The sequence below is a fragment of the Burkholderia sp. NFPP32 genome (assembly GCF_900119325.1).
In the GTDB taxonomy this organism is placed as follows: domain Bacteria; phylum Pseudomonadota; class Gammaproteobacteria; order Burkholderiales; family Burkholderiaceae; genus Burkholderia; species Burkholderia pyrrocinia_C.
Genome location: NZ_FPJP01000003.1, coordinates 423,960 through 436,050, shown reverse-complemented (window position 1 = coordinate 436,050; position 12,091 = coordinate 423,960). Strand labels below are relative to the sequence as shown.

General features: G+C 65.4%; 11 protein-coding genes. 5 read left to right on the top strand and 6 right to left on the bottom strand.

The genetic code is table 11. From position 1 onward, the window contains the following. Positions 1-28: 28 nt before the first annotated feature. The 3 genes from BT264_RS08995 to BT264_RS08985 form a co-directional block, all read right to left on the bottom strand. On the bottom strand, positions 29-1,156 hold the full coding sequence (locus tag BT264_RS08995; protein WP_072438070.1) for a J domain-containing protein: 1,128 nt from the start codon (positions 1,154-1,156) through the stop codon (positions 29-31). Positions 1,157-1,242: 86 nt separating this feature from the next. Continuing rightward, complete coding sequence (locus BT264_RS08990) at positions 1,243-1,566, bottom strand: DUF4148 domain-containing protein (protein ID WP_072438072.1); 324 nt, start codon at positions 1,564-1,566, stop codon at positions 1,243-1,245. 209 nt (positions 1,567-1,775) lie between these two features. Continuing rightward, positions 1,776-4,160: a DNA polymerase II gene (locus BT264_RS08985; protein WP_072438074.1), complete on the bottom strand. Its 2,385-nt coding sequence runs from the start codon at positions 4,158-4,160 to the stop codon at positions 1,776-1,778. 347 nt (positions 4,161-4,507) lie between these two features. Between BT264_RS08985 and BT264_RS08980 the strand changes: the two genes are divergently transcribed. Next, entirely contained in the window at positions 4,508-5,425 is a 918-nt protein-coding gene (locus BT264_RS08980) for a hypothetical protein (protein WP_072438076.1), read from the top strand. A gap of 94 nt (positions 5,426-5,519) precedes the next feature. On the opposite strand, the gene kdgT is transcribed toward BT264_RS08980, so the two are convergent. Beyond that, positions 5,520-6,539 carry a 2-keto-3-deoxygluconate transporter gene (gene kdgT / locus BT264_RS08975; RefSeq protein ID WP_072438078.1) on the bottom strand — a complete coding sequence of 340 codons (1,020 nt, stop codon included), beginning with the start codon at positions 6,537-6,539 and terminating at the stop codon, positions 5,520-5,522. A gap of 279 nt (positions 6,540-6,818) precedes the next feature. Here kdgT and kduI point away from each other — a divergent pair, with 279 nt between their 5' ends. Genes kduI through kdgR form a run of 3 tightly spaced genes read left to right on the top strand, consistent with a single transcriptional unit; the run spans position 6,819 to position 9,407 of the window. Continuing rightward, the gene (kduI, locus tag BT264_RS08970; RefSeq protein ID WP_072438080.1) at positions 6,819-7,655 is read left to right on the top strand and encodes a 5-dehydro-4-deoxy-D-glucuronate isomerase; all 837 of its coding nucleotides are present in this window, start codon (positions 6,819-6,821) and stop codon (positions 7,653-7,655) included. A 4-nt stretch (positions 7,656-7,659) separates the two neighbouring features. Then, positions 7,660-8,466 (top strand): 2-dehydro-3-deoxy-D-gluconate 5-dehydrogenase KduD, encoded by an 807-nt coding sequence (gene kduD / locus BT264_RS08965; protein ID WP_072438082.1) that lies wholly within the window; start codon positions 7,660-7,662, stop codon positions 8,464-8,466. Positions 8,467-8,525: 59 nt separating this feature from the next. After that, complete coding sequence (kdgR, locus tag BT264_RS08960; RefSeq protein ID WP_072438084.1) at positions 8,526-9,407, top strand: DNA-binding transcriptional regulator KdgR; 882 nt, start codon at positions 8,526-8,528, stop codon at positions 9,405-9,407. A 48-nt stretch (positions 9,408-9,455) separates the two neighbouring features. On the opposite strand, the gene BT264_RS08955 is transcribed toward kdgR, so the two are convergent. Continuing rightward, the gene (locus BT264_RS08955; protein WP_371287098.1) at positions 9,456-11,096 is read right to left on the bottom strand and encodes an EAL domain-containing protein; all 1,641 of its coding nucleotides are present in this window, start codon (positions 11,094-11,096) and stop codon (positions 9,456-9,458) included. Between BT264_RS08955 and BT264_RS38005 the strand changes: the two genes are divergently transcribed. Then, positions 11,011-11,391, top strand: a complete 381-nt coding sequence (locus BT264_RS38005) for a hypothetical protein (RefSeq protein ID WP_177318360.1) — start codon at positions 11,011-11,013, stop codon at positions 11,389-11,391. The two genes, BT264_RS08955 and BT264_RS38005, sit on opposite strands and share 86 nt — an antisense overlap. Positions 11,392-11,686: 295 nt before the next feature. Here BT264_RS38005 and BT264_RS08945 read toward each other — a convergent pair whose 3' ends face one another. Further along, positions 11,687-11,995, bottom strand: coding sequence for a hypothetical protein (locus BT264_RS08945; protein WP_072438090.1), 309 nt, complete (start codon positions 11,993-11,995; stop codon positions 11,687-11,689). Between the last annotated feature and the right edge of the window lie 96 nt (positions 11,996-12,091).

Here is a 12,091-nt window from a genome sequence, read left to right as displayed (position 1 = left end):
ACGTTCTGCGGGCAGAGCGCGTGTGCGCTTAAAACGGATCGTCGTCGACGCGGGAGGATGCCTGCCGGCGCTTCATGTCTTTCAGCCAGTCCTTGACCTTTTCCGGATCGTCGAACTCGCGCAGCGCCACGGTCAGGTCGTGGTTGCTGCGCTGCATGCCGGCAATGTCGCGCGCGAGCATGCGGACGACGGTATCGGGCGCCAGCTTGACGGACGGCGCGATTCCATACGTCCGCCGGAAACCGGTCTCGACGTGCAGGATCTCCTGATCCAGTTCGCGGATCTGTTCCTCCAGGATGCCGTTGTAGCGCGTCAGCCGATCTTCGCCGAGGCCGGCGATCGCGCGCCGGTCGATCTGTTCGATCTCCAGTTGCAGCTCCAGCAGTTGCAGGAGATTGCCCTTCGCATAAGCGTGGTTGACCCGCTGCATCAGCACGGTCTTGCGTTCCTGTTCCCGGGGATCGGTTTCGCGATCGGGGTGCAGCGCGCTCGCGAGCTTGCGATAGACCTCGCGGATCGACTTGCTCGATTCGGTCTGCTCGGCTTCGCGTCGGGCCTGCGCGGCCGATTGCCGGGGCGCTTTCTTGCGCTTCGCGCGCTGTGCCTCGCGGGCCTCGTGGGCGGCCATGTCGCGCTTGAACTGTTCGTCCAGTTCGGCTTGCATGCGCTTGGCGAGTTCGTCGGGTGACAGCGTGTCGAGATCGTCTGCCGGTTCAGCGGCGGGTGTCGACTCTGATGCTTGCTTCGTCGGTGCGCGATCGGTCGCTGCGCGGTCGTCGTCGTCGGATGCGGAGTGCCGGTTGTAGATGACTTTCAACTGCGCGTCGTCGCTGATGTCGAGCAGGTCGCGCGCCATATCGGCGATCAGCGCGGACAGCGTGCGCTGCTCGGCCTTGCTCAAACCCTTCTGCAGGAACGCGTCGTCGAGCAGATTGAGCAACCGGATCCGCAACGCCGTCGACGCCTGTTCGAGCGGCAACAGCCCGTCGACGAATTTTTTCTGGAAGACCGGCATGACGGCTTCCCACGCACCGAGACGTTCGCGCCGTTTTTCGATTTGCTCGACGAGCGTATTGAACGTCTTCTGGGCTTTCGACAGGCTGGCTGTCTCGTGGCTGGGCGCGATGACGACCGCGGCTCCGCGACGTGCGGTCATGATTGATGTCCTCCGGCCGCGGCAGGAGGCGCGGCAGGCCGGTATTTTAGCCGGACGAGCGCGCCCCCGAAACGACCGGCAGCGCGTTACCGCTTCATTGTCGCGACCGCCGGCGTGCCCGAATCCGTGCCCGGTGCGCCGTTCGCCCCGTAGGCGGCTTCCGCGCTCTTGCGTTCGGCGAGGCGCTTGGCGGCCAGGCGTTCCTGCGCGGCGACGATGTCGCCCGGATAGTTGTCGCCGTCGCCGGCAACCGGCTCGTAGCCGACCGATTCGAGGTCGAGCAGTTCCTGGCGCACTTGCGCGCGCGTGAGCGTCGAGTGCGACGACTGCGCGTACGACGCGGCCGGTGCGGCGAGAAGGGCGGTGGCGGTAGCGGCGACGGCGGCGATGGTGACGATGACGGATTTCACGGTTTCCTCAGATGATTTCGTTGCGGTTCGGCACGAATTCGCTTCGCTGAACCGACGAGACAAGTTTAGGAACCCGGACTGGCCGGATAAATGGCGATTCCTGACCAGCTGTGTTGCAGGATGAGTCAGAGTGAACGTGCGTGCGCAACACGACGAAGATCGACGTCAGGCGGAGGAGAGGTTGCGGTGGCGTGCGCAGCGCCGTTGCATCAATCGCCGAACAACTGCCCCTGCCCGGAGACGACGCGTTCGAAATCGTCGCGCAGGAACGGCAGAATCGCATCGGCGACGGGCTGCAACTGGCGGCTCAGGTAGAACGCGTAGTCGATCGGCGAGCGCATCGTTTCGAGCGGCTCGGGGCCGGCCGTCGTCATCACGTAGCTGATCCAGCCGCCGCGCTGGTACTGCAGCGGCCTGCCGTGCGCCTGGTTGAACTCGTCGGCGATCCGCGCAGCACGCACATGCGGCGGCACGTTGCGCTCGTACTCGCGCAGCGGCCGGCGTACGCGCTTGCGATAGACGAGCTGGTCGTCGAATTCGCCGGCGAGCGTGCGCTGCACGTAATCGCGGATGAAGTCCTGGTACGGCTCGCGCCGGAACACGCGCCGGTACAGCTCGCGCTGGAACTGCTGCGCGAGCGGCGTCCAGTCGGTGCGCACCGTTTCGAGCCCCTTGAAGACGAGGTCCTCGCCGCCGTCGGCCGTCGCCGCGAGGCCCGCGTAGCGCTTCTTGCTGCCTTCTTCCGCACCGCGCACGGTCGGCATCAGGAACCGGCGGTAATGCCGCTCGTACTGCAGCTCCAGTGCGCTTTCGAGCCCGAAGTGGTCGCGCAGGTGCGCGTGCCACCAGCGGTTCACATGCTCGACGAGCGCGCGGCCCTTGTGTCCCGCTTCGTCGTCGTCGTGCGCGCGACCGAGCCACACGAACGTCGAATCGGTATCGCCGTAAATCACTTCGTAACCCTGAGCTTCGATCAGCTCGCGCGTGCGGTGCATGATCTCGTGGCCGCGCATCGTGATCGACGACGCGAGGCGCGGGTCGAAGAAGCGGCATCCCGTCGAGCCGAGCACGCCGTAGAACGAATTCATGATGATCTTCAGCGCCTGCGACAGCGGCGCGTTGCGCTGGCGCTTCGCGTCATCGCGGCCTTCCCACACGCGCCGCACGATATCGGGCAGGCAATGTGCGGTGCGCGAGAAGCGCGCGCCGAGAAAGCCGGGCACCGATGTGTCGTCGCCGGGATTCGCGAGCCCTTCGATCAAGCCGACCGGATCGATCAGGAACGTGCGGATGATCGACGGATAGAGGCTCTTGTAGTCGAACACGAGCACCGAGTCGTACAGGCCGGGGCGCGAATCCATCACGAAGCCGCCGGGGCTGTTTTGTCCCGTCACGTCGCCGAGGTTCGGCGCGACATAGCCGAGCCGGTGCATGCGCGGCAGGTACAGGTGCGTGAACGCCGCGACCGAGCCGCCGGTGCGATCGGCGGCGAGCCCGGTGACGCTCGCGCGTTCGAGCGCGAAGGACAGCAGGTCGGCCTTGTCGAAGATGCGCGTGACGAGCTCGCAGTCCTTCAGGTTGTAGCGCGCGAGCGCCGGCTTGTCGTGGTCGAAGCGGCGCTGGATTTCGTCCATCCGCTGGTACGGATTGTCGATCGACTTGCCTTCGCCGAGCAGCGCTTGCGACACATATTCGAGGCTGAACGACGGGAACGTCCATGTTGCGGATTTCAGCATGTCGATGCCGTCGAGGATCAGGCGGCCGGCCGCGCCCGCGAAGAAGTGGTCGGGCTGCTGGCCGTGCGCGCGCCAGTCGAGCACGCTGCCGCCGCGCCCGAGCTTCAGCGGCACGCCGTATTGCTCCGCGTGCGCATGCAGGATGCGCAGGTCGAACTGCACGAGGTTCCAGCCGATCACCGCATCGGGATCGTGTTCGTCGAACCAGTCGTTCAGCCGCGCGAGCATCGCGGGCCGGCTGTCGCAGTAGTCGAGGCGGAAGTCGACGGCGCCCGCGTCGCCGCTTTCGTCCCCGTTCGGCGGGCCGAGCATGTAGACCTGTCGTTGCCCGCAGCCTTCGAGCGCGATCGAATACAGTTCGCCGTGGACGCTGGTTTCGATGTCGAGCGACACGCAGCGCAGCGCCGGGCGGTAGCCGGTCGCGGGCTTCAGCTCGCCGCCGGTCAGCGTGTCATCGTTGCCGGGCTGGCCGCGAAACTGCACGCATGCCGTGATGAAGCGCTCCATCGCGTAGCGGTCGGGCGGCTGCACGTCGGCTTCGTAGACGTCGACGCCGGCCGCCGCGAGGCGCTTCTGGAGCCCGGACAGGTGGCGATAGCGCCGGCAATAGAGACCGACGACCGGGCGCTGGCTGAAATCGCGCAGCGCGAGCGGGCGCAGTTCCGCATCGCGCTCGCCGGCCAGTGTGCGTTCGGCGAGCGCCTGCTGTTCGGCCGGGATGAACGCGACGGCTTCCTGCGGGCGCAACCGCACGCGGCGCGGACCGTGCTCGGTTGCCAGCCAGAACTCGATCTCGATACCGGTCGCGGTGTCCCGCCAGTGGCGGGTAAGGATGAAACCCTGCTCGAACGCAGTCAAAACGCTTGCTCGTCGTGGATGCTCAGGCGGCGGATTTTAGCGCTTGGGCGCGGTCCGTGCCGATGGCGGGCGCATATGGCATCAGGTGGCAGGAAGCCGCGGTGCGACGCGCCATCCTGTGTGTGCCGCATCGGTCGGCCGCAGTAGCCAGCGGCGCGCAACGACCCTGTGCCGCTTCTGCGTGACGTATTCGTCCACGGTGAGTTCTCGCACATGCCCCTTATACTCGATTGCACCAACGTGCGCCGCAATCATCACTGGCACCCTCGCGCCCGGCGCTTTGCCTACATCGAAGTCAGAATCGGCACGAGAATCCCCACCATAGCCTCATTGACCCCGGAGTCCACATGAATTCGCCCACCCGGCCCGTCTCGTTACCCGTTGCGGCGGCTCTCGTCGCAGCGCTCATCATCACGGTGCTGTTTCTATCCGGTCTCTACGTGCAATTGACGAAGTTCTCGCCAACCTCGCAGACGGTGGCTTTGCAACTGGCCAGTTTCATCGAGAACCTGGTGTTTCGAACTGGCCTGGTTTATCTGATTGTTCGATGGCACGGGGAGCATCGCGATCAGCTTGCGTTCCGGCGCCCCGCGTGGCTGCTGACGGTCTATGCGTTATGCCTGCTGGTCTGGCAGATCGCGCAGATATTCATCATCCAGGCGGTGGTGCTAAGTCTGGCCGGCAATGGCACCCATCTGACGGCCATCGTGAAGCTCATCGCGCCGGTGAGTGCCGTCCTCTATGCGTTCGTGGCCTGGCTTGCGTGGTGGTTCGTCACGCGCATGTTTCGCAACGATGCGTTGCCCGAGGCGCCTCGCGGTCACGCAGCGCGGTACATTGCAGGCCTCGCGGCCTGGCTGTTCGCAAGCGTATGGCTGCTTTTGATGACCTGGACGGTGCCGATGTTGCTCGACAACTTTGACGACGACCTCGCGCGTGTGATGTTCAGCTACGTTGGCGCGGTTGCCGTTCCAGCAGCATTGGTTTTTGCGGGAGCGAGGCTCGGCCTGCCTCGTGATCTCGTTCGACTGTACGGCTGGCGTCTGCTGGGCGCATCGCTCGCGGCGATGGCATCCGTTTCGGTTTTGTTCTATTTGGCGTTGCACTCGCTGGGCAGCCTGCTTGGGGTGAGTGTGTTGTCCGGAATGATGGCGATCGTTGTTCTCGGCGGAGCCTTTGTGGCTTACTGGGTGTGGTTCCGCGTGTTCTACGCTCCTGTTGGCCGCGACATTGTGGAAACGTCTCAGGGAATGCCGTCGTCGTAGAAGCCGAACGTGGATGGGGGCGATTCGCCGGCGCACGGCACGACGGCGGATCACCGGAAGATTACAGTTCCCGACGCCCCCTCACACCTGCCCCTCACACATGCCCCTCATGCTCGACCACTCCCCCGCGCGCCGCTCGCCCGGCAACCACCACCGGCGCCCCTGATATCCGCGCCACCCGCTTCGCCCACATCGCCGTCAGAATCGGCACGAGAATCGCCGTAACGAGGCACGCAGTCGCGACGATCGCGGTCGCGGCCGGCACCATCGGTTTGAACTTCGGAATCATCTCGCCGATGATCGCCGGGTTCGCGACCGCGGCGCCGGCCGTCGACGACGCCGCGAGCCCGGCCGTGCCGTTGCCGCCGCCGACGAATTTGTCGGCAAGAATCAACGGCACCCCAGTCACGACGATCACCGCGAGCCCGAGCGCGATGCCCGGCAGGCCGCTTTTCGCGATCACGTTGAGATCGATGCCGTTGCCGAGCGCGAAGCCGAAGAACGGGATCAGCGGATGCACGCAGCGCCCGAACAGCTCGCGCAGGTCCGCATCGAGGTTGCCGAGCGTGAAGCCGATCAGGAACGGCAGCACCGCGCCGACGAACAGCCGCGTCTCGAACACCGCGACGCCGGCCGCGCCGAGGATCAGCATGCTGACGAGCGGCCCCGATTCGATCGACATCAGCACGAACGCGCCGGCTTCCTCCTTGCTGCCGTACTGCTGCATCACGGCCGCATAGAGGCCGCCGTTGGTCATGTCCATCGACGTCGTGATCGCGAGCAGCGACAGGCCCGCGAACAGGCCCGTCCGGATGCCGTCGTCGGGGATGAACTGCGCGGCGATCAACGTCGCGAGCCACGCGACCACGATCTTCGTCGCGAGCAGCGTGCCCGATTTGCGCAGCACGACGCCCGTCGCGCGCAGGTTGATCGTCGCGCCCATGCAGAAGAACCACACGGCGAGGATCGGCACCGTGCCCGCGATCAGGCCGTTGGTGAACGAGCCGAAGTACTTCCCGGCATTCGGCGCGAACGTATGCACGCACGCGCCGAGCAGCATCGGAACCAGCATGAGCCCGCCGGGAATACGGTCGATGGCCTGTTTCAGCTTCACGTCTCCTCCGTGGACGTCGATGCGTCCCGTTGTCAAATGATGTCTGCTGACTGACTATAGGACATGATTCGGAACGTCGGTCCGTTTTTATGAATTTGTCTGATAGTCGTATACCCGTAATTCAATAAATTGCTGATAAAAAGGGATTAATTGCACAGTGGCGCGACGCGGAGAATTCGGTTCGTCGTTCCGAATCTGCACAATTTGTGCTTCAATTCATCGTATGACCGTCGGCCGCACAGGCATCGGCGGCGTGTCCATCCCCCACGGAGAACCGGCATGGAAGTGCGGCAGGGCATACACAGCGAACACGCGAAAGCGCTCGATACGGCCGGCCTGCGCCGGCATTTCCTGGTGGAAAACCTGTTCGCGCCGGACGCGCTGTCGCTCACCTACAGCCATATCGACCGCATCATCGTCGGCGGCGCGTGGCCGGCCACGCGGCCGGTCGAGGTGCCTGCGTCGCTCGGCGCCGCGATGGGCGTGAGCCATCTGCTGGAGCGGCGCGAACTGGGCGCGATCAACATCGGCGGGCCCGGCTGGGTCGAGGTCGACGGGCAGCGTCACGCGGTCGGCACCGAGGCGGCGATCTACATCGGGCAAGGCGGGCAGGGCGTTGTGTTCGGCAGCGACGATCGCGCGCATCCCGCGAAGTTCTACGTGAACTGCGCGCCCGCGCACACCGCGTATCCGACGCGCACCATCACGCTTGCGCAGGCGTTGCCCGAAACGCTCGGCGATGCGGCGACGAGCAATCGCCGCACGATCTACAAGTTCATCGTGCCCGACGTGCTGCCCACGTGCCAGCTATCGATGGGGATGACGAAGCTCGAGCCGGGCAGCCTGTGGAACACGATGCCGTGCCATACGCACGAGCGCCGGATGGAGGTGTATTTCTACTTCAACCTTGTCGACGATGCGGCCGTGTTCCACATGCTCGGCGAACCGCAGGAAACGCGCCACGTGGTCGTGCACAACGAGCAGGCGGTGATCTCGCCGAGCTGGTCGATCCACTCGGGCGTCGGCACGAAGGCGTACACGTTCATCTGGGGGATGGTCGGCGAGAACCAGGTGTTCAAGGACATGGACCATATCGCCGTCGCCGACCTGCGCTGACACCATGAAACGCGACAACCCCGATCTTCCTTCCACCGATGCGCGTTCCGTATTCGCCGGCCTGTTCGACCTGACCGGCAAGGTCGCGATCGTCACCGGTTGCAACACGGGGCTCGGCGCGGCGATGGCTGTCGCGCTCGCGTCGGCCGGCTGCGACATCGTCGGTGCGAACCGCTCGGCGCCGGATGCGACGTCGGCACGCGTCGCAGCGGCCGGGCGGCGCTTCGTCGATGTGCGCGCGGACCTGTCGACGCTGGAGCCGGTCGAGCAGATCGTCGGCGGCGCGGTCGATGCCTTCGGTCACGTCGACATCCTCGTCAACAACGCGGGCATGATCCGCCGCTGCGATGCGCTCGATTTCACCGAGGCGGACTGGGACGCCGTCGTCGACGTGAACCTGAAAAGCGTGTTCTTTCTGTCGCAGGCGGTTGCGCGGCAGATGTTGCGGCAGGGGCGCGGCGGCAAGATCGTGAACATCGCGTCGATGCTGTCGTTCCAGGGCGGCATCCGCGTGCCGTCGTACACGGCGTCGAAGAGCGGCGTGCTGGGCCTCACGCGGCTGCTCGCGAACGAATGGGCGGCGCGCGGCATCAACGTGAACGCGATCGCGCCCGGCTACATGGAGACCGACAACACCGCGCAGCTGCGCGAGGACAGCCGGCGCAGCGACGAAATCCTCGGCCGCATCCCGGCCGGCCGCTGGGGCGTGCCCGACGATCTCGCGGGCGCGGCCGTGTTCCTCGCATCGCGTGCGTCGGACTACGTGCACGGCCACACGCTCGCCGTCGACGGCGGGTGGCTCGCGCGCTGACCGTATCGCGCGGCGGACGCGTTATGCTCTCCCGTTTCGCATCTCATGGGTTCACGGACATGACAGCAACGCCCAGGCAGCGCAAGTGCGATCAGGCGAACATGGCACCGCAGGCCGACCCGTCGGCGGCCGGCACCGGGGAGAAGGTCGATTCGGTCGCGGCCGTCGGGAAGGTTTTCACGATCCTCGCGGCGCTCGGCGATCGCCGCGAGATCGGCATCAGCGAGCTGTCGCAACAGCTCGGCATGTCGAAGACGACGGTCCATCGCTTCCTGCAAACGCTCAAGACACTCGGCTATGTCGCGCAGGAAGGCGAGACCGACCGCTACCGGCTGACGATCCGGCTGTTCGAGCTCGGCAGCAAGGCGCTGGAGAGCGTGGACCTCGTGCGCGAGGCTGATCTCGAGATGCGCCGCATCGGGCAACTGACGCGCGAAGCCGTGCACCTCGGCGCATTCGACGAGGACGCGATCATCTACATCCACAAAATTGACGCCGATTACGGGCTGCGCATGCAGTCGCGGATCGGCCGGCGCAATCCGCTCTACAGCACGGCGATCGGCAAGGTGCTGCTCGCGTGGATGTCGCCCGACGAGGCGCGTGCGGTGCTGGCCGGCATCGAGTTCAGGAAGTCGACCGCGAAGACGCTGTCGTCGGCGGACGCGGTGATGAGCATCCTGCCGCATGTGCGGCAGCAGGGCTACGGCGAGGACAACGAAGAACAGGAAGACGGCCTGATGTGTCTTGCCGTGCCCGTGTTCGATCGTTTCGGCCGCGTGATCGCGGGGCTGTCGATTTCGTTTCCGACGATGCGCTGCGGCGCGGATACGAAGGCGCATTACATCGCATTGCTGAAGGAATCGGGGCAGGCGATTTCGGCGCGGCTCGGGCATCGCCCGGAAGCGGCCGGCATCGAGCAGGCGGCTGTCGCGCAGGATTGAGCGTTCGAGGTGCGCTCAATATGGCCGCGCACCTCGGCGGCAACGCCGCTACGCCCATGCGCAATCGCGCCTCAGGTTCTCCGCCGGCTGCGGCCACTGATACAGGTAGCCTTGCGCATACTGAATCCCGATCGCCTCCAGCGCGCAATGCTGTGCTTCGGTCTCCACGCCTTCGGCGATGATCTTCAAGCCGTAGTAATGCGCGACGGCGGCGATCCCCTCGATCAGCCCTGCGCCGCCATCGCTCAGTCGTGCGATGAACTGGCGATCGATCTTCACGTAGTCGAATGGAAAGCGCGACAGCATGTCGAGATTGCTGTGATTCGTGCCGAAATCGTCGATCGCGAACTTCGCGCCTTTCGACTTGAGCGCATGGAATATCGCGGTGGTCCGTGCGTTCTTTTCGAGCAGGATGCGCTCGGTGACTTCGAGCACCAGCGTAAAGCCGGGCGGCAGCGAGCGGATTGCTTCGTCGACGATGGACACGAATCGCGCGCTTTCGAGATCCTTCGGCGAGACGTTTACGGCGATGCGCAGCGGCACGGACGGCGTCAGCGCGGTCAGTTCGGACACGGCCGTCCGCAGCACGAATTCGGTCACCTTCGGCAGGATCGTGCTCGATTCGACCTGCGGGATGAACAGGGCCGGGCTGATTGACCCCCATTTCGGATGGTGCCAGCGCAGCAGCGCCTCGACGCCGACTGTCCTGCACGTCCGGACGTCGACGATCGGCTGGTACACGACATGGAACTCGTTGCGCCTGAGCGCTTGGCGAACGGCCTTCAGCAACAGCCGCCGCGGCGCCATCGCCAGCAGGTAGGCGGCCATCACGAGGCCATCGGCGAGCAGCGCGATCGTCATGCAGATCAACCGATAGTGGCGCTGGACCTGCGACGCGTAGTGCGTCGACGCGGCGACCGACACCATGAACGGCCATCGGTGCGACGCGATCGTGCTTCCGTCTGCGAGGCCGGCGTCCGATTCCGGCGCGTACTTTCCATGCTGGTCGAGATGGCCCGAACCTGCGATCGACAGCGTCGCGGTTTCCGTGCCGTGATGGGCGCCGCGCGCGAGCGCGTCGGCCACGTAGTCGCCCTCGATCAGGTAGAGAACACCCGCGCCGCGCGCGGTGGCGCGAAACACGGACAGCGCCGGAATGCCGTGCTGAAACGGTGTCTGGCGCAACAGCGTGACGCTTGTCGATCCCGGTTCCGGCTCGCGCGTGTATGCGTCGAGCGGCACGTCGATCGCGCCGAGCGCCGACGAGCACGTGACGCGACCGTGGTTCACCAACCCGACGGCACGCAGGTAGCGCAGGCGAGTGCCCACTTCGGCCAGCGTCCGGAAGATCGTCGCGCATGGCCGCCCGACGAGCGCGGTCAGTTCGTCCGCATGTCGCAGACGAACGCCGTCGAGGATGCGGTCCACCGATGCCACGATGTCGTTCGCGGTGACGCGCTCGTGAGTGGCGACGGCATCGCGCGCGTAGCGATCGGCAAGCACGATCGCCAAGGTCGGCACGAGCACGCAAACGATTAGCGTAACGAAAAAGACAACCCGCGGCCACGCGCCGCTGCGCTGGAAAACTGGCTTAGAGCCTGGCGTGAGCGCCGACATTCCCGCAGTTGCCTTTGGTGTTGTTCGCATGGAGACGCAGGCCGAACCGGTCGATGCGCAAACGGCAAGCATGCGTCATGCCGGGTCCGGCAATACGGCGCGCGCCGATATCCCGATGCTGATCGATTCAACGGTCGTGAGGGCCATGGGCGGCGGCACCTCGCGATCGGCCATTCATCCGGCGGCTCTCGTCCATGACATGTGCCTGTTGCGCATGTACGTTGACGGGAGCACACCGAAAAAAACCCCGGCCGCAGGATCGTGCGGCCGGGACGAAAGACACCTTCTCTTGGCACGAGGATGGTGCGCGCCAAGTATAAGGCGCGACGCGAGATTCCGAAATATTGTTATTCAACAAATGGTGTAGTTTTGTGATTACATCTCGACAGGAAATATTTCTGCGCGGCGCCGTTTTCGTCGATCCAATGCCGGTGCATGAGCGGTCGCTGCGCGAAGTCGGCCGCGCGGTACGCCGCGCACGACGCGATCAGCGGAAAGCATGGAGTGCTGTCGAAAGGTGAACGACAGGAATGGCCGGGGCTGCTCGATCGCAGTGCCGATCCTGCGATGCGGGCCGGTATCGTAGGCACGTTCATGCAGGTGCTGAAGCGGTCCGACGTCGAATGATCGATGCGGTGCCGGCGCGTCGCACCGGTCGCGATTCAGAAATCGTTGCGCATCTTGTGAAGCAGGTCGCCGGGCGACTGGTGCGTGTCGACCGCGGTGAGGACATCGGTCAGGAACCACGGCAGGTTCAGTTGCGTGTCGGAATCGCCGACGCATACGCGGATCGGCGGCGCCTTCGACGGGAAGCGGGGGGCGTGTGCGGCGTCTCGGGACGGGACGCAATTTTTTGCGTTTGCTTGAACCGGAACCGGCGCATCGGCGCCGGACGATGATGCGCCGGCGGCTGCCGGCAAGCTGACGGCGGCAAGCAGGGTCAGGACAGCGACAGCGGCAACGCGTTTCATGGGAATCTCCGGCGATGCATGTTCGACCGCGCGGGCGGACGCGAGTTCGTCGATGCCGCGGCGCCCTGCTCATCCTCTCATCCGCGCGCGACGCGC